The sequence below is a fragment of the Amycolatopsis mongoliensis genome (assembly GCF_030285665.1).
GTDB classification, from domain to species: Bacteria; Actinomycetota; Actinomycetes; order Mycobacteriales; family Pseudonocardiaceae; genus Amycolatopsis; species Amycolatopsis mongoliensis.
This window is the reverse complement of the sequence record NZ_CP127295.1, coordinates 6,120,581-6,143,101: the sequence shown is the minus strand read 5'-3', so window position 1 is coordinate 6,143,101 and position 22,521 is coordinate 6,120,581. Positions and strand designations below refer to the sequence as shown.

The 22,521-nt window shown below is 69.5% G+C and carries 11 protein-coding genes; 2 read left to right on the top strand and 9 right to left on the bottom strand.

The features are described from left to right. Nucleotides 1-31: 31 nt before the first annotated feature. The 5 genes from QRX60_RS29605 to eccD all read right to left on the bottom strand — a co-directional run bounded on the left by QRX60_RS29605 (nucleotide 32) and on the right by eccD (nucleotide 4,221). Complete coding sequence (locus QRX60_RS29605; protein ID WP_285994705.1) at nucleotides 32-481, bottom strand: hypothetical protein; 450 nt, start codon at nucleotides 479-481, stop codon at nucleotides 32-34. A gap of 88 nt (nucleotides 482-569) precedes the next feature. Then, nucleotides 570-863, bottom strand: a complete 294-nt coding sequence (locus QRX60_RS29600; protein ID WP_285994704.1) for a WXG100 family type VII secretion target — start codon at nucleotides 861-863, stop codon at nucleotides 570-572. 39 nt (nucleotides 864-902) lie between these two features. After that, on the bottom strand, nucleotides 903-1,232 hold the full coding sequence (locus QRX60_RS29595; protein WP_285994703.1) for a hypothetical protein: 330 nt from the start codon (nucleotides 1,230-1,232) through the stop codon (nucleotides 903-905). A 164-nt stretch (nucleotides 1,233-1,396) separates the two neighbouring features. Next, nucleotides 1,397-2,827, bottom strand: a complete 1,431-nt coding sequence (gene eccB, locus QRX60_RS29590) for a type VII secretion protein EccB (RefSeq protein WP_285994702.1) — start codon at nucleotides 2,825-2,827, stop codon at nucleotides 1,397-1,399. After that, nucleotides 2,827-4,221: a type VII secretion integral membrane protein EccD gene (gene eccD, locus QRX60_RS29585; protein WP_286003726.1), complete on the bottom strand. Its 1,395-nt coding sequence runs from the start codon at nucleotides 4,219-4,221 to the stop codon at nucleotides 2,827-2,829. The genes eccB and eccD overlap by 1 nt, the downstream gene beginning before the upstream one ends. Nucleotides 4,222-4,354: 133 nt before the next feature. Between eccD and eccCa the strand changes: the two genes are divergently transcribed. Both eccCa and QRX60_RS29575 read left to right on the top strand, forming a co-directional pair. Then, the gene (eccCa, locus tag QRX60_RS29580; protein ID WP_285994701.1) at nucleotides 4,355-8,341 is read left to right on the top strand and encodes a type VII secretion protein EccCa; all 3,987 of its coding nucleotides are present in this window, start codon (nucleotides 4,355-4,357) and stop codon (nucleotides 8,339-8,341) included. Between the two features lie 88 nt (nucleotides 8,342-8,429). Beyond that, complete coding sequence (locus tag QRX60_RS29575; RefSeq protein ID WP_285994700.1) at nucleotides 8,430-8,684, top strand: Smr/MutS family protein; 255 nt, start codon at nucleotides 8,430-8,432, stop codon at nucleotides 8,682-8,684. Nucleotides 8,685-8,762: 78 nt separating this feature from the next. On the opposite strand, the gene QRX60_RS29570 is transcribed toward QRX60_RS29575, so the two are convergent. The 4 genes from QRX60_RS29570 to QRX60_RS29555 all read right to left on the bottom strand — a co-directional run bounded on the left by QRX60_RS29570 (nucleotide 8,763) and on the right by QRX60_RS29555 (nucleotide 13,933). Beyond that, the gene (locus QRX60_RS29570) at nucleotides 8,763-11,525 is read right to left on the bottom strand and encodes an AfsR/SARP family transcriptional regulator (RefSeq protein ID WP_286003725.1); all 2,763 of its coding nucleotides are present in this window, start codon (nucleotides 11,523-11,525) and stop codon (nucleotides 8,763-8,765) included. A 508-nt stretch (nucleotides 11,526-12,033) separates the two neighbouring features. Then, nucleotides 12,034-12,666: a hypothetical protein gene (locus QRX60_RS29565; protein WP_285994699.1), complete on the bottom strand. Its 633-nt coding sequence runs from the start codon at nucleotides 12,664-12,666 to the stop codon at nucleotides 12,034-12,036. Between the two features lie 48 nt (nucleotides 12,667-12,714). Further along, nucleotides 12,715-13,134 carry a cold-shock protein gene (locus tag QRX60_RS29560; RefSeq protein WP_332845787.1) on the bottom strand — a complete coding sequence of 140 codons (420 nt, stop codon included), beginning with the start codon at nucleotides 13,132-13,134 and terminating at the stop codon, nucleotides 12,715-12,717. 157 nt (nucleotides 13,135-13,291) lie between these two features. Continuing rightward, the gene (locus QRX60_RS29555) at nucleotides 13,292-13,933 is read right to left on the bottom strand and encodes a type VII secretion system-associated protein (RefSeq protein ID WP_285994697.1); all 642 of its coding nucleotides are present in this window, start codon (nucleotides 13,931-13,933) and stop codon (nucleotides 13,292-13,294) included. Between the last annotated feature and the right edge of the window lie 8,588 nt (nucleotides 13,934-22,521).

Genomic DNA, 22,521 nt, shown 5'->3' with positions numbered 1-22,521 from the left:
AACCGACCTGTTCCTACCCCGGCGAGTCGGCTCAGGCCGTGACTTCGTCGTTCAGATTGTCGTTGTAGCCGTCACCGTCGTGCGGGTCGTTGGTGTTGTGCTCCTTGTCCTGCGAGTAGTTGTGCTGCTCGTTCTCGGTCGTGGTGTCGAACGAGTTGACCGCCTCGATCACGTCGCCTTCAAGCTCGGACATGCTCGACTTGATCTTGTCGGCATTGTCGCCGTCGGCGTTCTCGAATTCGGTGGCAATGGAGGTCAGCTTCTTTTCCATTTCCTCAAAGGCGAGCTTCAGATGTTCCGCGTGTGCGACGATCGCGTTCCGCCGATCATCGGCAACGCGCTCGAGCCACACGGCGAGCTCGAACTTACCGGCATTGGGCCAGTGGTTCTTCAGCGCCTCGAAAGCACTCATGTCATCCATGATCTTGCCGATGTTCTCAGCGGACTTCTTGATTGCCTCGGCGTCGAATTTCGTTCCCATGACAACTCCCGCACTTCACGAAGATGACCGCCGAGGCGGCCGGTTGACCCACGGTGTGCCGGACGCACAGCCCGGCACACCGTGCGAGTTAATGCATGCCCTTGGCTCCACTGGCGTCGGCGTGCTGCATCCGCTCGGCCGCCTCCTCCAACGACTTCCGAAGGTTGTCCAGGTTGCTCTTGTTCGCTTCGATGTCAGAGCGGAGGTCGTTGGCGAGCTGGTTGTACGCGTCGGCCGTGGATCCCTTCCAGTCGACCATGATCCGCTTCACGTCGGATTCGAGCTCACCGGACTGGTTCTCGATTTCGTTGGCCTTGTTGAGCATCATCGAGACGCACTCCTCGATGACACCGTAGTCGTATGTGATCGTACCGTCGGACATGCAAGACTCCTTCGAGGTTCAATGGTTGGCGTATCAGGATCAGACGCCGAGGAAGTTCCCGGTCTCCATGGGCACGTTGAGAATCGACTGCATGCTGTCGGAGTCCATCGCGTCCTGGTTCTTGGCCTCACGGCGCATGTTCTCCGCCATCGCGTGCAAGTGGTCGAGAACCGACTTGCGGACCGACTCCACCCAGCGGTCGGTCGTCGTGCTCAGCGCCCGGGTGGCCGAGCTGGTGCTCGCGGCGAGAGTCGCCTCGACCTGGGACTTCAGCTGGTCGAGCTGCTGGCTGATGTTGTCCGCGGTTTCATCGTGCCGGGCGGCCTGCTGATTGATCGTCTCGGTATTGAGCTGAGTGGAATGCGACACTTCAAGTCCTCCTGTGCAGGGGTGCTGAGACTCGGGCGAGCCCTACCTTTGGTTAGTAGCGCGGCCACAATTCGAGATTAGATACCGAAAGGCCCCCGGAAAGGCCTTGCGCTGCCCCGTGAACCCAAGGTAGGGATTCCCCTTACGAGCGACCGGAGCGGGCGTCACGACCGCACCGCTTGGGTCTGCCTCGCGGCGTTCACGCTGAGCACCGGCCCGGTCGGCAGCAGGTTGAGCAACTGCGAGGAGACCGGGACCGCCGTGGACCCGGTGTACCCGAGCGCGGAGACGGTTTCGGCGTCGGCCAGCGGATACTTTTTCCCGACTTCGGTCACCAGGTACAGCACGCCTCCGGACGCACCCGGAGCCGGCAGGTCCCGGGCGAGCACACCGCCGCCCGCCGGTATCGCGACGCGATCAGCCGTCGTGCCGGTCTGGTGCGTGCCCAACGGCACCGATGCCTGCAAGACCTGGTTGTCGGGAAGCAGTTCGGCCACCGGGGCCTGCCCCCCGTCGAGTCGCACGTCCTGTCTCACGCAGGGTTGGGTGCCCGACGGGGGCGAGACGACCTCCGGCGGGACCGGTGGCAGGTCGCTCGACAGGCCGGCGTAGGCGGTGATGGACAGTCCGGTCAGCGCGTCCGGCCCTACCCGGACCGGCTCGATCGGCCCGTCCGGGTACGCTTGGCGGGTGCTGGGCGCGGCCAGCAGCAGTGCGGCCCCGGTCCGGCTCAGGACGGCCAACCCGTCCCGCCGCACGAGGTAGTTCTGTTCGGTCTCGAGCGCGGAGTTCCGCACCTGGTAGATCTGGCCGATCAAGCTCTGCTTTCCGCCGACCACCGGTCCGGGGCCGCCGATGCCGGGGATGTCCGGCGCGGCGAGGTCCGGTCCCTGCGGGATCGTGTTCAGCCAGGCGGAGGGCACGTCGACCGAACGCGTGGCGCCGTACCCGAGAGCGGCGGCGACCGAACGGCTCGGTACCCGGAACCGCTTCCCGCGCGACACCAGGTAGAGCCGCCCGCCCGGGGCGGACACGAGGAACGCCTGGCCGTCGGTGAGAACGGCGCCGTCCGGCTGTCCCAGCAGCAGGGTCACCGCCGAACCCTCGGACGGCACTGCGGTGCCGGCGGAACGCGCGCACACCGTCCACCGAACGGTGCTCACCTTGTCGGCCGCGGGCAGCGAGTCCGGTGCGCCGGCGATCCCGATCGGCTGGCCGACCGGCGTCCCGGCGAGCGCCTGGGGAGAGACCGGCGTCAGCTTGCCCCCGGACTGGCCGGACACCAACCGGGCGGAGGAGTAGTTGAGCACCGGGCGCAGCTGGCCGCCGAGGTAGACGTAACGCGCACCGCTGGTCTTGTCCATCACGATCGCGCCGTCCTGCCGCCAGGACGAATCTCCGTTGGGAGGCACGAACATGCCGAAGATGCCGAAGACACCCATGATCACCGCGGCGAGGACGAACCCGAGGACGGTACCGGTGGTCATCCGCTTGGTCGGTGCTTCCAGTACGTCCGGCTTGCCGTGCGTCACGGCTGCAGCGAGCCGCCCAACCACGAAGAAGTACGCCTGGACCTGGTCTTTGCGTGATTTCATCAGCCGGCCAGGTTCCGCATGAAGGTGTACACGTGCAGAACCTGCAGGAGAATCGGCAGGACCGCGATGGCGGTGATCAGCTCGAAGATCTCCACCGCCCGCCCCCAGTAGGGCCGGAATCTCCGGCCCGGCAACCGTTCGCCGCCGAGCAACAGGAGACCTGCGGCCAGCGCGAGGGAGACCACGACGGAGAAGCGCGCGTCTCTCGGCTGGGCCAGTCCCAGGTAGGCGACGACCATCAGCACCACCACGCCGGCGGGGGTCAGGACCGCCCACCGCTGTGCCACCCCGTTCGGGTGGCGGGAGCGCAGCACCAGGAGCAATGCGATGACCAGTGCGAGCACCACGTGCCACACGTCGCCGCCGACGATCAGCACCGGCAGCAGCACCGCCTGCGCCGCACCCAGTCCGGCGTGCAATGCCGTCGAGTACCCGAAGGTCGCCGCGCCACGGTCCACGACCACCTTGTGCGGCACGGAGTCGATGTCCTCGTGCAGCTCCTCGGCGCCGGTCGGCAGCATCGGCAAGCTGAGCCCGGACAACCGGAACGCCGCCGGCGGGATGAACAGCCCGAGGATCAGGGAAAGCACCAACCCGATGGCAGTGGCCTCGGCCGGGGTGGCGGGGCCAACGGATCCGATCAGCCCGGTGATCAGCAGCACTACGGCGAACACGACCGCACCGGCGAACAGCAGCGCGGCATCCGCGACGACGATGACGCCGGCCAGCAGCGCGAGCAAGGCACCCGCCGCCGCACCGGTCAGCCCCATCATCGGGCCGGCCGCCGGATCGAGCACGAACACCACGAACAGGCCCGCGAGCGCGGCATAGCCGGCCCCGCCCCCGGCCAGCACCACGGCCGACGCGGGCTTCGCCGCACCCCTCGCCGCCAACGCCCCGGCGACCAGCAGCGCGAACGCCAATCCGGCCGAGAGCAGCACCTGTGTGCCGGCGGCACCGCCGGCCAGCAGCACCCAGCAGCCGAGCAGCAAGGCCGCCACGGCACCGGATCGGAACATCCACCGGACCCGGGCGGGGGTCAACGCACCGGGGTGCTCACGCACCTGTTCGGCGACGCCGTCGACCAGGTCGTCGTAATCGATCGCGGCGAGCTGCTCCGCGCGGGGAAGCAGGTGGAGACTCTCTCCGTCAACCACGCTCAGCTCGACCAATGTGCGGTCTTCGTCGAATGCGGGCTCGCCGATCCGCTGCACCACCCAGCCTTCGTGCTCCGCTCCCTGCTCGATCGTCTCCGCCCCGAACTGGGAGAGGATCGCCGGCAGCAGCTCGGCCAGCGACACTTCCGCCGGCAGTGCGAGATCCCTTGCGCGGTCGCCCAGAACGAACCGTAGCCTCGCCGAGCTTGTTGTGCGATGCTGTGTTTGCTCTTCCATCAAGCATCAGGCCCTTCCTGCCAGGTCCAGCCCCGAGACCGGCTCCGACGGTAGTGACGCGTCCGCCCACGCGGCGCTCCCTCGCCACCGCCGGTCCGAAATAGGGGAAGACCACTCACCAAGGGGAGAGCCTGTGAGCACCACCTTGTTCGCCCGGCGGCCGCGACGACCGAAACCTCCCGCGCCCGACACCCAGATCGAGCTCCAGCCGCCACCCGGCGTCCCCGAGAACACGGGCGGTGGGATCAGCTCAGTGCTGATGTACGCCCCCATGGGTCTCGGCTCGCTCGCCATGGTCATGATGTTCGTCCGCCCCGGCGCCGGTGCCTTCGCCTACGTCGGCGGCGGCCTCATGGTGGTGTCGGCGGTCGGCATGCTCATCACCCAGATGTTGCGCAGCTCGGTGACCCACAAGCAGAAGCTGAACGGCCACCGGCGTGACTACATCCGCTATCTCGCCCAGCTCCGGAAGCAGGCGCGGAGCGCGCTGGGGGCTCAGCAGAAGGCGGCGCGCTGGATCCACCCGGATCCGCACGCGCTGTGGTCGATGGCCCTCGGCTACCGGCTGTGGGAGCGACGCCCCGCCCACGACGACTTCGGCGAGGTCCGGCTGGGGCTGGGCACCCAGCGCTCGACCTTCCAGCTGGTCCCGCCGGACAGCAAGCCGATCGAAGACCTCGAGCCCCTCACCGCGCATGCTCTGCGCCGCTTCATGCGCGCGTACAGCACGCTGCCGGACGCGCCGATCGCGGTCTACCTGCGGGGCTTCGGCCAGATCCAGTTCAGCGGCGACGACGAGGCGGTGCTGGGTCTCACCCGGGCGATCCTCGCCCAGCTCTCGACCGCGCACGCCCCCGGCGATCTGCGCATCGCCGTCTGCGCCGACGGCGACCGGATGCACCGGTGGGACTGGCTGAAGTGGCTCCCCCACAACCAGGACACGGACAGCCGGGACGCGGCCGGCGCACGACGGCTCGCGGCCGACGACATCACCCAGGCCGAACTCCTGCTCGGCGGTCCCGCCTTCACCGGGCGGCCACGGTTCGAGGCGGACACGCCGGTCACCGCGTCGGAACCGTTCGTGGTCCTCGTGCTCGACGGCGTACCCGTACCCGCCGACCACCGGATCGCCGACGAGGGCTACCGCAACGCGGTCGTCCTGGACGTTTCCGGTTCCCTGCCGTGGCTGCAACGCCCGGGAGTGCTGTTCCTGGAGGTCGACGCGGACGACCTCCGCACCGTGTCCTTCGACCGGGTGGGGAAGCAGGACACCGCGTCGCTGGGCCGCCCCGACCGGCTCAGCGAGATCTCGGCGAACGCCCTGGCCCGGATCATGGCGCGGTTCCGCATCGGCGAAGCCGTCGAAGAGGACGAACCCCTGGCCGGCGACTACGACCTGGCGTCCCTGCTCGGCATCGGCGACGTGGCGACCTTCGACCCCGTGCGCTACCGCCGCGACCGGATGACCGGCAAGCGGCGGCTGCGGGTGCCGATCGGCATCGCGGGCGCCGGTGCACCGCTCGAACTCGACATCAAGGAGGCGGCCGAAGACGGCATGGGGCCGCACGGGCTGTGCGTCGGCGCGACGGGTTCCGGCAAGAGCGAGCTGCTGCGCACCCTGGTCATCGCGCTGGCGACCACGCACACGTCGGAAGACCTGAACTTCGTGCTGGTGGACTTCAAGGGTGGCGCGGCCTTCCTCGGCTTCGACCAACTGCCGCACACGTCGGCCGTGATCACCAACCTGGCCGAGGAGCTCGAACTGGTCGACCGCATGCAGGACGCCCTGACCGGCGAGATGAACCGGCGTCAGGAACACCTGCGGGCGGCCGGCAACTACGCGTCGCGGCGGGACTACGAAGCAGCGCGCGCCCAAGGGGTACCGCTCGAACCGATGCCCGCGCTCTTCATCGTGGTGGACGAGTTCAGCGAAATGCTGTCGAGCAAACCGGAATTCATCGACGTGTTCGCCATGATCGGCCGGCTGGGCCGCAGCCTCGGCGTGCACCTGTTGCTCGCGTCCCAGCGACTCGACGAAGGGCGGATCCACAAGGTCGAAACGCACCTCTCGTACCGGATCGGGCTCCGGACCTTCTCCGCGATGGAAAGCCGCAGCGTCATCGGCGTGCCGGACGCCTACGAGCTGCCGAACAGCCCCGGCAACGGCTACCTCCGGCCCGACACGCAGACCCTGGTGCGGTTCAAGGGCGCGTACTCCTCGGGGCCCTACCAAGCCAAGCAGAAGCCGGTCGGCGTCGCCGTGGAACAGCACATCGTCCCGTTCAGCACCCGGTACGTCGAACCGCCGGCCACGCCGGAACCCGAATCCGTCGTCGAGGAGGCCCCCACCGACGAAGCCACCGTGACCGTGATCGACGTGCTGATCAACCGGTTGCGCGGCATCGGTCCGCGGGCGCACCAGGTCTGGCTGCCGCCGCTCAAGACGTCGGCGACCCTGGATCAGCTCCTGCCGCCGCTCGTGGACCACCCGACCTACGGCCCGCGCCCGGTCGGCGACCTGAACACGGCGAACCTGGCCGTCCCGGTGGGGCTGATCGACCTGCCCGCGCAGCAGCGGCGTGAGCTGCTGGTCGCCGATCTGTCGGGCAGTCAGGGCAACGCCGCGGTGGTCGGTGGCCCTCAGAGCGGCAAGAGCACGCTCCTGCGCTCGTTGATCTGCGCACTGGCCCTCACCCACACCGCCGAACAGGTGCAGTTCTACTGCCTCGACTTCGGCGGCACGCTGTCGGCGCTCGCGGCGATGCCACACATCGGCAGCATCGCCAACCGGCTCGACCGCGACCGCGTCACGCGCACGGTGCTGGAAGTCACCAACCTGATGGCGCGCCGCGAAGCCATCTTCGCCGAGCACAACATCGACTCGATGGCCAGCTACCGCCGCGCCCGCGCCCGCGGGCAGTACCGGGACATCGACCCCTACGGTGACGTGTTCCTCGTGGTCGACGGCTGGTACACGATCCGCCAGGACTTCGAGGACGTGGAGGAGAAGTTCACCGAGCTGGCCGCCCGCGGACTGAGCTTCGGCATCCACCTCGTCGTCGCGGCCAACCGGTGGTCGGAAATGCGGCCGTGGCTGCGGGACGTGGTCGGCACCCGGTTCGAGCTCAAGCTCGGCGACCCGGTCGACTCGGAGATCAACAGCCGGTTCGCCGCCACTGTGCCCGCCATCCCCGGCCGGGGCATCACGCCCGACCGGCTGCACTTCCTCGCCGCGCTGCCCCGCATCGACGGCGAATCCCGGACCGACGACCTCGCCGAGGCGACGGTCGAGCTCGCGGAAGCCCTGGCACCCGCAGGCGCGCCGCGCGCCCCGCAGGTCCGGCTGCTGCCGCAAACGCTGTCCGTCCAGGAGCTGCCGGAACCGCACGCGCCGTCGCCCGCGGCCGAGATGCGCATGGCGCTCGGTCTGGAAGACCAGCACCTGGCGCCCGAATGGCAGGATTTCGACGTGAGTCCCCACCTGCTGATCTACGGTGACGCCGAGACGGGGAAGACCAACCTGCTCAGGCACATCGCGCGCTCGATCGTGGCACACCACACCGCCGACGAAGCCCGCATCATGTTCGGTGACTTCCGCCGGGAACTGCGGGACTCGATCCCGGCCGAGTACCAGCTCGAGTACGCGGTCGGGGCCGAAGCCCTCGCCAAGTCGATCGCCGGCGCCGCCTCCGTCATCGAAAAGCGCATCCCCGGTCCCGAGATCAGTCCAGGCAGGCTGCCGCTGCGGGACTGGTGGCAGGGGGGACGGCTCTACATAGTCATCGACGACTTCGAGCTGACCGAGTCGAGCGGGAGCGCCGGCCCGTTGCAGTCGCTGATGCCGGTACTCGCCCAAGCGGCCGACGTCGGGGTGCACGTCATCCTGGCGCGCAGCACCGCGGGGGCCAGCCGGTCGATGGGCAATCCGGCGATCCGCCGCATGTGGGAACTCGGCACACCGGCTCTGCTGCTGTCGTGTCCGAAGAGCGAAGGCGCCTTCCTCGGGAACCTGAAGCCGCGGGTGCTGCCCCCCGGGCGCGCCCAGTTCATCAACCGGCGCAGGGCGGTCCGGCTGGTGCAGACCCCGTTGGTCGACGATGGAGCCCAGCCCGCGGGCTGAAAGACGACCGGATCGCCGGGGAGGTGACCTTGCTTCACCGAGGTCGCCTCCCCGGCGCCGGACCAGCCGAAACCACGAGGAGAACGCCATGCCGGAGAAGCTGACCGTGGACCTGCACCCGGTCTTCCGCAGTGACCGCGACATCGACAAGGCGGTGCGCAACGCGCTCTTCCGCGCCGCCGGTGCGAAGGTGCCGCTCGTCGAGATCATCCCCGGCAAGGGGTCCGGGCAGCTCAAGAACCGGGTGCTCGCGATGCTGCGGCAGGCACATCTGAAGAAGCTCTACCGGCGCGTGGAGGTGGCCCCCGGCAACGACGGGGTGGTGCTGGTGCACCTGCGGTAGCGCCGGATCACTTCCCCGCCGAGCCGGCGAGGAGCGGAATCGCGACGAAGCCGGCGACAATCTGGTCGAGCGTCCTGCCTACGCCACTTCGTCCAGCATCGCCAGAAACGCCTGTGCCACGCCGGCCTCTTCACCGTTGAGCTGGACGAGGATGTTCAAGGCGCATTGCGCGTGCTCCCGAGCGCTGTCCACACGCGAGGCCCGACGGTCGAGCTCGGCGATGCCCAGCAATGCCAGAGCTTCGTGATAGCGGTCGCCGAGCGTCGAGCAAAGCTCCAGGACCGCCTGGTAGTCGCGCATCGCCGTCGCCGCGTCGCCGAGATCGCGGCGTGCGTGGGCCATGTTGACCAGGATGTTGACCTCGGTCAGCCTGGTGTCGCTCGTCCTGGCCGCCTGAAGACCGGTTTCCCCGCACTTGAGCGCTTCCTCCGGCTGTCCGGACTCGACATACAGCTCACACAAGGAATCCAGGCACGAAGCCTTGCGGAAGTCCGTTCCGTGCGCCATCGCCAGCTCGACAGCCTCCTGCGCACGGCGGACCCCTTCGTCATATCGCTTCATCTCCCTCAGCGTCGACGCGAGGTTCGCCAGCAACGCGATCTGCAGGTCTTGGTTCCCCATCCCACGGGCCAGCGAGAGCCCGCGTTCGAGGTGGTGAACAGCGATCTCGTTCTGGCCGATGCGGGAGTGGGCGACACCGAGCGTCGTCAGTATTCGTGACTGTGGCTCGGGACGGCCGGTTTTTTCGGCCGAGACAAGCCCGATGTCCAGCAGCTCGATCCACTCGCTGAGCAATCCGGTCGAGTAGTAGTAGTTGTACATGCACCAGGCCAGCTGCCACGCTATGTCGTGTTCCCCGAGTTCCGCGGCACACTGCGTGAGGGCCAGGATGTTCGCCACTTCGGTGTTGTACCAGGCGTACACCGATTCACGCGTTTCGAACGCCGGGAGCTCGTGCCGGGCATCCGGTACCCCTGCCGGGAAGAGGGGATGATCCGGCATGAAGCAGCTGAAGCTTCGCCGCACGCTGTGCAGGTACCAGATCATCAGACCGCGCAGAGCCGCAACCCGATCCTCCTCGGGGTCTTCCCGCTCCGCCAATTCGGCCGCATACACCCGCACAAGATCATGAAGCCCATACCGGCCATCCCGCTGCTCCAACAGATTTTGCTCAACCAGCACCGCCAGCAACCCACCAGTCTCCTCCACCGGCCGATCGACCAACGCCGCCACCGCCACCACACCCACATCCACCCCGGGCACCACCCCCAGCAACCGGAACAACCGCGCCACCCCCACATCCAACGAGCGATACGACCACGAAAACACCCCCCGCACCGACGACATTTCGTCATCCCCGGCATCCAAGGTGTCCAGCCGATCCCGCTCAGCGGCCAACGCCCCCACCAACTCCCCCAACCCCACCCCCCGATCCGACGACACCCGCTCCGCCGCAATCCGCACCGCCAACGGCAAACACCCACACAGTCGCACCAACGCCACCGCAGCACCCGGCTCCGCATCAACCCGAGCCCGGCCCGCCGCGACCCGCAAGAGCTCGACCGCTTCCTCCTCCGGCAACACCCCCAACGTCAACCGCCGCGCCCCGTCCCGCACCACCAAGCCCGTCAACCGATTCCGGCTCGTCACCAACACCAAACTCCGCGACGGTCCCGGCAACAGCTCCCGCACCTGCTCCGCCGACACCGCGTTGTCCAGCAGAATCAACATTCGCTTGCCCGACAACAACGTCCGATACAACACCACCTGCGCATCGACACCCCGCCGCCGACCCCCCGCCCCCAACGACCACAGCAACTGCCCCAACGCCTCCCCCACCGACAACGGCCCACGATGCGGATCGAACCCCCGCAAATTCACATACAACTGCCCATCCGGATACTCCCCCGCGACCTCACGAGCAAACCGCACCGCCAACGACGTCTTCCCCACGCCCCCTACCCCATCCACGGCCGAAATCACCAACGCCCGACCACCCTGCCCCACCGACAACCGCCACTGCGCCAGCTGCTCCAGCTCCCCCGCCCGTCCCACGAAGCCGGGCACCTCATGCGGCAACTGCGCCGGCACCCCCACCGCGCCCGCCGACCCCGCTGCCGGTTCCACGACCACATCGAGCCCCGGATCCGAACGCAGCATCCGCACCTGCAACTCCGCCAACTCCGCACCCGGATCCAAACCCAACTCCGCCACGAACAACCGGCGCGCCGACTCGAACTCCGCCAACGCATCCGCCCGCCGCCCACACCGATACAACGCCACCATCAACAACCCCCGCAACCGCTCCCGAAACGGCTCCGCTCCCACCGCCTCGCTCAGCTCACCCACCACCTCACGATGCCGCCCCAACCCCAGCAACCACTCCGCCCGCTCCTCCACCACCTCAACCCGCAACTCCGTCAACCGCACCCGCTCCGCCTCCGCCAACGGCCCCGGCAAACCGAACAACGGCACCCCACGCCACAACCCGAGACATTCCCGCAGCACGTCCGCCGCAGCCGACCTGTCCCCCGCCGCAGCCAACTCCCGCGCCCGCCGCACCCCCGACTCCGCCACCACCACATCCACCGCGTCCGGATCCACCACCAACCGGTACCCCCCACCCGACCGCACCAACACCTCACCACCCACCACCGACAACACCCGCCGCAACCCATGAACGTACGTATGCACACTCCCCTCCACCGACGCCGGAGCCGCATCACCCCATACCCCATCAATCAACACGGCACGCGACACCGTCTCGTTCGCCCGCAGCGCCAAAATCGCCAACACCGCCCGCTGCCGAGGCGGCCCCACCACGACCTCCGCACCCCCCACCCGGACCCGCACCTCACCCAGCAAATCAACCCGCAAACCCGAACCAGCACCACCCACACCAACCAACCTCCACTCAGCCCTCACAAGAGCCCCTAGCTCTTGCCGGTCTTTCGTCTCATTCGTCTTCACCCCGACGACGCGGCGGGCGCCGCGTGTGCCGCCGCGGGTGTCACCGCCTCCGGCACCAGGGCAAGAACAACGGCGGAAACGGACGTCGAGATGTCCGCACGGCGTAGCAGGCGATCATTTTGGTGGGTTCGCATCGCTCTCCGATCCACTTCGCGGTGCCAGCCGGTGCGGCAGACCTGGAAACCTTGATAACTCCCGGTCCGCGCTTTCACCGTGATCCTTGCCCGAGTGTGGCGACTTGCTGCCCGAAGTACTGAATGCCGTCCGCCACCGACACCGCCGGCCCACGACCCGCGCCAACAACGCGGTCGACCGTTACCCACCCTGACGCGAAAGCCGGTCGAAGCCGCTTCGCCGAGTTCGTGACGTTTCCGTGGTCTCAGCGGTGCTCGCGCAGCCCGGCCAGCAGGTCCGGCCCGGGGACGCGGCGATCCGCCCCGACGGCGCGGACGGTGTCGACCAGCCTGCCGCTCGACGCCGCCACCCGGGGGAGCACCGCGAGGACGCGGCAACTGGAAAGGACGTCGAGATCGGCCTTTCCGATCCTATTGGTCACCAGGACGGCCGGCGCGTCGAACCGCCCGGCCGAAACCCGCAGCGCCTGCACGAAATCGGCGTCCACCTGCTCGGTCGCGTGCACGCACACGTCGACCCGCGCAGGCGGCTTCCCCGAGGCCGGCACCACGACCAGGTCGGGAACTCCCTGCAGACAGGCGTCCAGCCCGGCCAGCGAGAGGGGCTCGACCGCGTTCGGAAGGGCCCGGACCGAGCGGCCGGACCCCGGCGCAACCGCCCCCGGTTCGTCCTGGCCGAGCGAGACGAGGTCCCGGATCCTCCTGTCGACGACCGACCACCGGTCCAGCAGGAGGTCACTCCAGACCAGCTGCATCCACAGTTTCTCGGAATCCGAAGACGATCGGTGGCGGAGGATGTACCGCCGGACGTCGGTGATCTCCGATTCCAGGCTCCGCAGTTCCCAGGCTTCGTCAGGAGTCGCCCGCACCGTCTTCACGCCACTCCCCCTGATCTCGTCCCGGCCGGAGCCCATGGGCGCGGTCCCCTATTCGTCGATCCAGCAGTGCTTGCGCGCCAGCTCGAGGACGCTCTGCCGCACCGCGAGGATCTGCTGTCCGGTGAGGGACGGCGCGCCGGCCAGCATGGCCTCGGTGAGTTCGTCACGCAGTTCCCGCGCGGTGAGGACGTCGCACGCCATGTCGTCGTACGCGGCCACGGTGGGCTGTCCGTCGGTGGGCGGCTGGTCCGCCCGGTGCTCGACCAGGCTCACCCGCGATGCCTTCAAGCCCCGGTCGCCTTCCTCGGCGGCGAACCGGACGCGCACGCCCGGCACGATCAGCCGCTTGTCGCACTCGAGGTCGTTGACGTGAATGAAAACATCTTCATTTCCCTCGTCCGGTGCGACGAAACCGTAGCCGCGAACGTCGTCGAATCGAAGCACCTTGCCCGTGAGCACGGGAGACATTCCGCCACCTCACTCGTCGAAACACTGCCACCACGGCCGCCACAAACGACCGTCGGCCGATCGTAATCACGATGTGACGCACCCGACCAGCAACCGGCGCAAAGGGGCAACCGATGCTGTCCAAACCTCCTCGCGGCCGGTCCGGCGGCGCGATGTCCTACTCGGACTGGTGCACCTCCGCGCCGGACTCCGGCGTTGCTCCGGGCTCCCACGGGACCACCCGCAGGCCCGACGTGCCCTGGTTGCTGTTCGCGTAGAGCTCGGCGACCCGCTCGTCGTCCAGCGCCAGCGACTCGCGCATGAAGTCACCGCTCAGCCGCACCGCCGCCGGGCCGGCGGGGTTGAACAGCACGTCCACCTCGTCGGCGAGCAGCTCGGTCAGCTCGCCGAGGTCGATGCGCCGCCAGTCCGGCGACGCGATCCGCCGCCGGTGCGGCTCACCGGTCGCCACGACGACACACCGGACGTCGTCCGGCGAGTTCGTGATCAGCGGACGGCCGTCGCCGTTCATCGCGATGTCGAACAGTGAATCGCGCAGCAGCAGCTGAATGTGCTCGGGCTCGGCCCGGCCTTGCAGGACCAGCCGCAGCACCGCGTCCAGCGGGTCCGACGGCGAGTTCTCGTCGGCCGGCACGTACTCCGGGTTCGCCCGGAACTTGCCGACCTTCCCCTCGTCTTCCACGGGCCAGAGACCGACGACGGCCTCGATCGGGGGCGCGTCGTTCTCGGAGGACGGGCTCCAGGCCGGATCCATCAACAGGAACCAGTTCTCCAGCGGGCCGTCGGTCGTTTCGGTCATGGTGGCCATGATTCTCCTTCTTCATCGGATCTGCTCCCCACACCGTCGCGCACCCACACGCCGACCGGGCCGAGAGTGACGGCGGGGGCGTGGCCGGCGCTTGTCCCCGGTACCGGGTTCCCGGGCGGGAAAGCCGGGTCGAGGGCCGCGAACGCGCGGAGGATCTCGGCCGGGATCTCCGAAGCCAGCGCCTGCTCACCCAGCTCGCGCGCGGGCAAGTCGATGTGCACCACGACGTCGGCCGGCACCCAGCCGCCCGGCACGCCGGCGGTGATCCGCACCAGGTCCTGTTCCGGCACCGGAAGGCCCAGCCCGGCCAGCCGCGTGGCCTCCGCCGCGAACTCGGCGCGGAAGACTCCGGCGATCTCCTCCGCCCGCTCTCTGCCCGGCCCGGTCGCGTAGCCGTAGCCGACGATCTCCACGGCGGGCGGTGGGGCACCGTTGCGCGCGCGCCACGCCGCCGCTCTGGCCGCCTGACGAGCGACCCGTTGCACCTCGGGGGTCTCGGCGCCCAGGCCGACCACACTCGCCGGCTCGATCCGGCTCGCGGCCAGATCGCTCAGCGGGATCGGTTCGGGGTGCCGGGTACCCGGGCCGGCGACTTCGCGGAAGTGCCCGCCATCCTCGACGTACCGCGCGCCGTCGGCTTCCATCGCGACGAAGTTGTCCGCTGCCAGGACCTTCCGCAACGGCACGCCCTGGTCCCACGCCTCCTTCATCAGGAGGGCCGAGCTGGCTTCGCCCGGCCCGGGGGTGACGTCGGCCAGGCAGCTGATCAGAGTCAGCTCGACGTCCCTGCCCGGGCCGGCGCGCCGGAAGATCTCGCTGCCGAGGATGGCGGCCGCGCTCGGCGCCGCGGCCAACGTGACGTGGTCCCCCAGCTGGTGCGGAGAGCCGGCGAGCATCTTGAAGTGGAAGCCCCGGCCGGCCGTGCCGTGCACCACCGTGTTCCACGAGCGGGAAACCGAGGGTTCGGCCGGCATGAGATAAGGCGTCCACACGATACGCTGACCGCCCTGGTCGTCCGGCTCGGACCTGCCGGAGTAGTAGAACCGGCTTTGGGCGGTGGTGTCGTTCGTCCCACCGGCCGACATCATGGCGCGGTCGAAGTCCCGTGCCGGGAAGTACTGGCCGCGCGTGCCCAGCTTCGCGTTCGCCCGCTCGTAGCTCGCCAGGTGCCGCGGTCCCGGCGCGATCGGGGCGATCCGCTCGAACCCGGGTCCGTCCAGGCTCAGGACACCGTCCTGGCCGAACTTCAGCTCGCCGAGCGGACCGTAGAAGCTTCGCGAGTAGCCGGCGGGAACGAACGTGTCGGCGAACTCATGGAGGCCGGCCGACGGCCCACCGAGGCTCGCCAGCACGACTCCGGCTTCCTGTCCCTCGTGACCCGCCGTCGCGCCCTCGGTGCCCAGCATTTCGCGCAGCTCCCGGCCGTCACGCAAGGAGCGCGCCAGCTCCCCCGAGGCCAGGTCCAGTTCCTTGCCGTCCGTGCGGAGGGCTCGGTACCCGGTTTCGCTCCGCTGCGCGAACAGCAGCACCGGACGCCGCTGCCAGGGGGAAACCGCCCACGTCCCGTCCGCGGTGAGGAAAGCCGAGAGCGTGCCGGAGTCCTTCGCGGCCCAGCGCTGGACCCGCGCGAGCGTGGCGGCATCCCCGGGGAAGCGGACGAACTCGCCGATCGGTTCCCCGTTCGGACCGGTGATCACCGTGGTCTGCAGGTCGCCGGCCCGCGGCACCGACACCAGCGTCAGCGTGCCGTCCGCGGCGCGCACGTAGACGTCGTTGAAGAATCCCTGCGCGCGCAGGGCACCGGCGAAATCGAAACCGAGCCCGCCGTGGCCGACCCGGACGCCGTCGGCATCGGTGTCGAGAACCACGGGCCGGTTCTCCTCGAGCCGCCGCCGGAATTCCGGATCACCGAGCAGCAGCTCGCCCAGCGCGCTGCCGCCCAAGTCGGTGAACGCACCGTTCGACAGCTCGATCCGGGCCGAGGTCTCGCCGGCGGTCAAACCGATGACCAGCGGATCCCGCTCGTCGGTGTAGGCCGGGATGGCGGCGTGGAAGGCGAAAGCGTTGCCGTTCGCCGGGTACCGGACGTCGGCCGGCTTCACCGGCGGTCCGGCCGTGAACGGGTGGGCGACGACGAGGACGCCTTCCTCGCGGAGGCTCATGGTTCCGGCGTAGTGCCAGGACTGCCACGGGCCGGTCAGTTCGGTGAGCTTCGCCAGGAAAGCCTCGTTGAGTGAGTGATCACCCGGCTGTGCGTCGTTCTGGTAGGTGATCACGGCCAGCGACGGGCGCACCGGGCCGGCGGTCAGCCGCCGGAACTCCGCACTCGCGGCGACCCGCTCCGCCATCTCCGCGGGCGTGAGCATTGCGTGGCGGCTGCCCTTCAGCGGCGCGAAGTACCGGCCGTTCACGGCGCTGAGGAGCAGGCGCAGCGGATTCGCGCCGTCGGCCCAGTCCGCGGTCACCTCGACGGTGGCGGTCTCGCCGGTGGAGTCGGTGCGGGTCATCCCGAGCACGCGGTCGCTCTGCCCGGTGGTCCAGCCGATCGTCTGGATCAGGTAGTCGGCCTGCTCGTCGCCGTCGGTCACGGTCAGCACGGTCTCCTGGCCGTGCGCGTTCTTCGCCACCAGCCAGCGCACATCATCCGCGGAGACCTCGTGTGCGGGCACGGGTGCCTGGGCCGGCGTGGCCGGCTGCGCGACCGTCGTCCCGGGCGACGCGGGTGCCGAGTCGCCGAGCGTGAGAAACGGCGTACCGCCGAACCCGGACCACGCCGGCGGCGCGGTGAAGGCCGGGGTCTCCTGCTCCCGGTCCCCGGCGGCCTGCGTCCGGGCCATCACCTCCAGTGCCTGCCCGAGGTCGGTGAAACCGGTGCGCTGGGGTGGCTTTCCAGCGCGCAATTCGACCCATTCCAGGTCTGACTCGAGACCGCCGTCCCCCGTGACCCGCACCTGGCCGTCGGTCGCCACGACAGGCACCTTGAACTCGTTCACGACCGCGGGCCCGAGCCGCGATGCGCCGCCCGCCACCGCCAGCACGAGGCGCCGTTCGAGACCGGCACCCTCCGCCACCGCGTCGGCGGCGTTGGCCGCCCTGTCGCGTAGCGACAAGACCTTGGCGAAGCCCGCGAACGGAACGGGATCGGCCCGCCACAATTCGACGGTGTGCCGGCCGGGAGTCAGCGTTGCGGCAACGACCCGCACGCGCGGATACTCCGGCAGCTCGCTGACCGCACGCACCGCTTCACGCACGCTGTCGCCCCGGGTCGGATACAGCCACCCGCGGGCACCGGGGCCGACGATGACCTGGGCCCGGAGTTGGTGGTCGTTGTCGCCCAGCTGCGTCCACGGCGGGGTCCAGGCGTACAGCTCAACCGCCAGCTTCTGCGCCGCCGGGCTCAACGGCAGCAGCTCCAGGAAGTCGAGCAGGAGACCGAGTTCCGCTTCCCGCGTCGGCGCCTCCTGGTAGTGGCCCAGCAGTCTCGGGGCGGCCATCAGCTCGTCCAGGCGGCGATAAATCGACCGGTCCCCCGCGGCCAGGACCATGGCCGCCGAGATCTCGGCGCGCACCTGCCACACCGCGGGGTCCAGGCTGCTCGACCAGAACCGGAACTCCAGCCGGTCATCCGGATCGCCAGACACGTGCCGGAAGTTGAGCGCGTCGTACTTGCCGGAGCTCAAGGTCCGGACCTCATCGATCGAGGTGACCTCGGCGGGGTCCGCAGGGAGCGGGTTGGGACCGATCGCCCACAGCATGCGCTGGCGCGGGGTCGTGCCGTAGTGGTTGCCCAGGCGGTAGAGGACGCTCTCGAACGCTTTGTTGAGCTGCGCCAGCCGCCCGTACACGGGTAGCTCGGGTTGCTCCTCGAAGCTGAAGTTCACGTGCCCGCCCATGTAACCGGCGTCAGGCGATTCGCCGCCGGCACCGCGGTGCGACCGGATGATCTCGAGCACTTTCGTCAGATCGGCCCAGCTCTTCGCCACGCCGTTGAGAATCGGGGAGACCACCTCCACGCCGCCTTCGTCGGACGATTCCGCCTCCAGCATCCATGCGCCGAAGCCCGCTTCGTCCAGCCTCGGGCGTAGCGCCCTCTCCACATTCTCGAATTCTTCGTCGAGCAGCTGGAATTCGATCTCGAAACCGAACCGCGCGTCGGGCCTGGCGGTCAAGCCGCCCGGAATACCGGCGGGATGGAAGGTCAAAGGATTTTCTTCGTCCTCGACCACGGCCACCACGCCCTCGTAGCCCCGGACCATGTGCTGCTGCCGCAGGTCCCGCAGGTGGCCGGTCAGTCTCCGGGCGCCCGCCAGCCGATTCGCCAGCTCTGCCGCGGCCCGGTGCGACAGCCCCGCTGCCGCGAGACGCTCCGCGTCCGCGGACCACACCTCCATCCGCTCGCGCAGCTCGGGGGCGAAGCCGGCGGGAAACACCGCCAGGTGCCGGTCCATCTGCGAGATCTCGTCGGACAGCTGACCGACGAGGTCCGCGACGTCGGCGGAGGCCGGTGCCGCGTAGCCCGGATCGATTTCCCCTTCCGCGTCCGGCTCCGATTCGTGGGGGTCGTCCGTGGACGCGTCCGCCATCGGGACGTCCGGGTCCGTGTCGCCCTCAGCGTCCAGCTCGGAGTCGTACCCGGGAGTTCCGGTCCGGCTTCGCTCCACCGTGGTTCCGGCGAAGTGGCCGCTCTTGACGTGGCCTTCTCCGGCCTGGGTCGGTCCTGCGAAGGTGCCCGGCTCAGGCGCCGAGACCACGCCGATCTCGGTGAAGTGGCCGCCGTCGGCCACCCACCGCCGGCCCAGGAGGTTCACGCGCACGTCGTTGTCGGCGCCGTACAGCGTCACCGGCCGGAAGTCCCGTTCCCACGCCTGCTTGATCAGGAAGGCCACCGAGACGGGGTGCTCCGGGGAGGTGGCATCGCTCTGACAGTGGCCCAGCAGCACCGGCCGGTCCGGTTCGACACCCGCCTTCACGAAGATTTCGCTGCCGTAGATCGCTCGCGCCGCTGCCGCCTCCGTCAAAGACAGCACATCGCCGCGCGCGTGGGGGCGGCCGGTGGCCATCGCGAAGTCCAGCCCCTCCGGGAAGGAGCCGTGCCCGTCGGCCAGCCAAGGGCTCTTCCCCGCCCAGGGTGCTTGCACCTCCCGGTCGACGACCAGCGTGTTCAGGCCCTTCCCCCGCACCTGCCGGAAGTAGGTCCGCTGCTTCTCGCCGACGTAGTGCAGCCCGTCCAAGGCGTCCTGAGGAGCGTCGAAGGGCCGGCTGGGGAAGAACTGGCCGTGTACGACACCGTCGAGCCGCACGTGCGGGTAGCTCACCAGGTTCCCCGGCTCGGGCCGGATCGCGTCGAGCTTCTCGAACCCCCCGCCCTCGACGATGAGCTCGCCCGGCGCCGCGAACGAGACCGCACCCAGCGGGCGGTACATCGTGCGCGAGTACCCGCCGTGCACCAGCTCGGCGGCGAACTCCCCGAGCGGCGGCGTCTCACCGCCCATTCCGAGCACGAGGAGCGGGATTTCCCCGTCGTGGCCCAGTTCGGCGCGCAGCCCCTCGTCGTCGCGCAGCACCTCGCCGAGCGCCTTCTGCGAGACCGTGTCCTCGGCACCGTCGTGGCGGATGACCGAGTACACGCCGTCCGGACCGCGACGACCGACGACGAGCACCGGGGGCACGGCCGGGTCCCACGGCGTGTCGTGCCGCAAGCCATGCTGGTCGAGGACGGACCCGAGCGCTTCGCGGCGGGCCCCGCCGAGCCAGTTCCGCACCTGCTGGACCAGTCCGCTGTCGCCGCGCGAACGCACGATCATGACCACGACCGAGCCGTCGTCGCTGCTCAGCGTGGTCGTCCTGAGGTCGCCGGCCCGCCAGCCCGAGACGAGTTCGAATCGGGTACCCGCCTCCCGGACGATGCCGTGGGGTTCGATCCGCGCGTCCCCGGTGGGCGCGTAGACGTCCGGGAAGTACCCGGCCGCGCGCAGGGCGCCGGCGAAGTCGAAGCCCAGCCCGCCGAAGTTCTTCCGGACCGCGCCGTCCCGGGAGACCAGCACGATCGGCCGGGCGGGTTCGCCGCGCAGCAGGCTGACGAAGTCCGGGTCCGAGAGCACCTGCTCACCGAGGTCCCGGCCGTCGATCTCCGCCGCGATCCCGTCCGGCAGGCCCACCTTCGCATGGCTCACCGCGCCGTCGAGGGAAACGAAGACCGGCTCGCGGTCGTCCCATTCGCCGCGGGTGTCCGCCGTTCCGGCGGCGACCGCTTCGGCGAACTGCCGGAGCCGGTCGGCGACCACGGCCCGGTCCGCGCCGGTGGGGAAACCGAAGACCGGGCCGAGGGAAACGTGGTCCACGTCGCCGAGCGTCAGCGGGGTCCGGGTGAACTCCGCACCCTTCGGCAGGACCAGGAAACCCGCGGTGTCGTCGGTCGTCACGTCCCCGGTGAACGAGTGGCTCTGCCACGGCCCCGACAGCTTCTTCAACGCGGCCAGCAGGCCCGGGTTGGGGTCCGGGGCGCCGGGATCCCCGGTCGACTCCCTGGTGGCCACGATCAGGGGACGCCGCACGGCGTCGGCGCTCGCCTGCGCGAAGACATCGGTCGCCGCGACCAGCTCCGCGTACTCGTCCTCGAGGAGCTCGAGTTCGTAGCCGTTCTCGAACTGCACGACGAGCGCGCCATCGGCACTCGCCGACATCAGATGCAGTGGACGCGCGCGGTCTTCCTCGGTAGCCCCGGCCCAGGCCGCGACCGTCTCCGTCCGCTGCTCCTCGTCGTCGGTCCCGGCGCCATCGTGACGCTGGGCGATGAGGCGCTGGGCGTGGTCGGTGGCGACACCGGCGTTCGCCACCATGTCGCGGCCCGCGCTGGTGCCGGCCGGGAAGCCCACCCCGTAGGCCCGCCCGTGCGCATCGGCCAGCCGCACCCAGTTCAGGTCTTCGAGGCGCGGGCGCGAGATGCGGTGGAAACCGCCGAACTGCGGCTGGTGCGACACGGGCAGGTCGGCCGCGTACATCTCCCGATAGGGACCGTCACCGCGCAAGGCATCGCTGAACTCGCGCAGCGCCGAGGCGGCCGCCCCGGTACTGATCACGCTGACCGGCAGGCCCGGCTGCGCCGCGAGCGCGGCCCGGTACGCATCGGTCCCGGTCACGTGCGTGGCCAGCTCGGTCCCGTCGACGATCCGGCCGCCGACGGCGAACCCGCCGTCCGCCGCGGTGACGAAGACGTAAAACGGATTGCGCGCGCCGTCGAGCGGCCGTGGTGGCAGCTGGTCGTAGATCCTGCGCCACTCGGTCAGCTCGGCGATGTCGTCGGAAAACGCCACCGCGCCGAGTGCCTGCGGCGCGGCTTCGAAGGTGGCCACCGGCGGGCTGTGCTTGAACCGCTTCGCCGGCGGCCCGGAATCCTCCACAATGGACGGCAACTCCTCCTCGGAGTCCGTATCCGGTGCGGACGCGGGGTCGTCCCTCAGATCCTCGGCCCGGCCCCGGCCGGACAGCTCGCTCCCCTGCCCCGGCGGCAGCACTTCGACGAAGTCGCCGGAAACAACCCGGAGCTCCGAAGCGTCGGACGACGGCCTGACGCGCTGGGTGGCCGCGAATACCGAGACCGGCCCGTTGGCCGATTGCCAGCCGAGCTGGAAGAGGTAAGCCTGCGACGTGCCGTCGGTGAGCTTCTCCTCGGGGGCCAGCCCACAGGACAGCAGCACCAGGTTCGACGGCGGTGCCGGATTGCCGGCGCGATACACCGCACTGAGATAGGCCGCCATCGCCGTCTTCGCGCCGTCAAGCACCAGCATGTCCCCCAGCGAGAACTCGCGGTCGGCGCTGAGCGACACACTCATGCCGTGGGTGCTGCCGTGTTCCAGGAACATCCAGATCGACCGTCGCCCGGCCCAGGGCACCGGGAACAGCCTGCGGTCCTCTCCGTGCACGCTGCCATCGGGGGCGAGCACGGGAGACACGCGGACGTAGTACTCGTGGGGAGCCGGGAGGCGTGCGCCGAAGGAGTCGAATTCCGCGGCGTCGAACAGCGACGACGGGAAGTGCTGTCCGTAGGTGCCCAATCGGGGGTTTGTCAGCGGCAGGCTGACGATCTGGCTCAGGTCGGCCTGCGGCTGGTAGCTCTGGATCACCCCGGTGACGACGATTTCCCCGGTGGGCAGGAACGACACCGGCCCGGCGATCCTGTGCACGGCTCGCCGGTAGCCGCCCGGCACCAGCCCGTCGGCGAACGCCTGCAGATCCGCGTAGTCACCTCCCTGATCGATCAACAGCAACGGGGTGTGTTTCCGCATCCGGCGGCCCAGCCGGGCCCGGAGTTCCGAATCGTCTCGCTGGGTCCGGGCGAGCCTGCCCGGGTCGAGCATCCCCGGTTGGTCATCGGCACGAACGGACAGGTAACCACCGTTCGGGTGACGGAAAGCAGTGATGATCACCGGTGGTTCGCCGGGCGACCACGGCGCCCGCACCGGGCTGCCGTCGGGACGCACCAGGCGCAGGGTTTGCCCGGTCATGCCCCCGGCCCACGCTTGGATGTGTGCCAGGAACTGGTCGTCGCCAGGCCAGCGAACGGCACGGACGAGCATCCG

What these genes read in the sequence shown, in the direction of transcription:
- QRX60_RS29605 (WP_285994705.1), bottom strand. Translation starts at nt 481, where the DNA reads ATGGGAACGAAATTCGACGCCGAGGCAATCAAGAAGTCCGCTGAGAAC.
- QRX60_RS29560 (WP_332845787.1), bottom strand. Translation starts at nt 13,134, where the DNA reads ATGTCTCCCGTGCTCACGGGCAAGGTGCTTCGATTCGACGACGTTCGC.
- eccD (WP_286003726.1), bottom strand. Translation starts at nt 4,221, where the DNA reads ATGGAAGAGCAAACACAGCATCGCACAACAAGCTCGGCGAGGCTACGG.
- QRX60_RS29575 (WP_285994700.1), top strand. Translation starts at nt 8,430, where the DNA reads ATGCCGGAGAAGCTGACCGTGGACCTGCACCCGGTCTTCCGCAGTGAC.
- QRX60_RS29555 (WP_285994697.1), bottom strand. Translation starts at nt 13,933, where the DNA reads ATGACCGAAACGACCGACGGCCCGCTGGAGAACTGGTTCCTGTTGATG.
- eccB (WP_285994702.1), bottom strand. Translation starts at nt 2,827, where the DNA reads ATGAAATCACGCAAAGACCAGGTCCAGGCGTACTTCTTCGTGGTTGGG.
- QRX60_RS29600 (WP_285994704.1), bottom strand. Translation starts at nt 863, where the DNA reads ATGTCCGACGGTACGATCACATACGACTACGGTGTCATCGAGGAGTGC.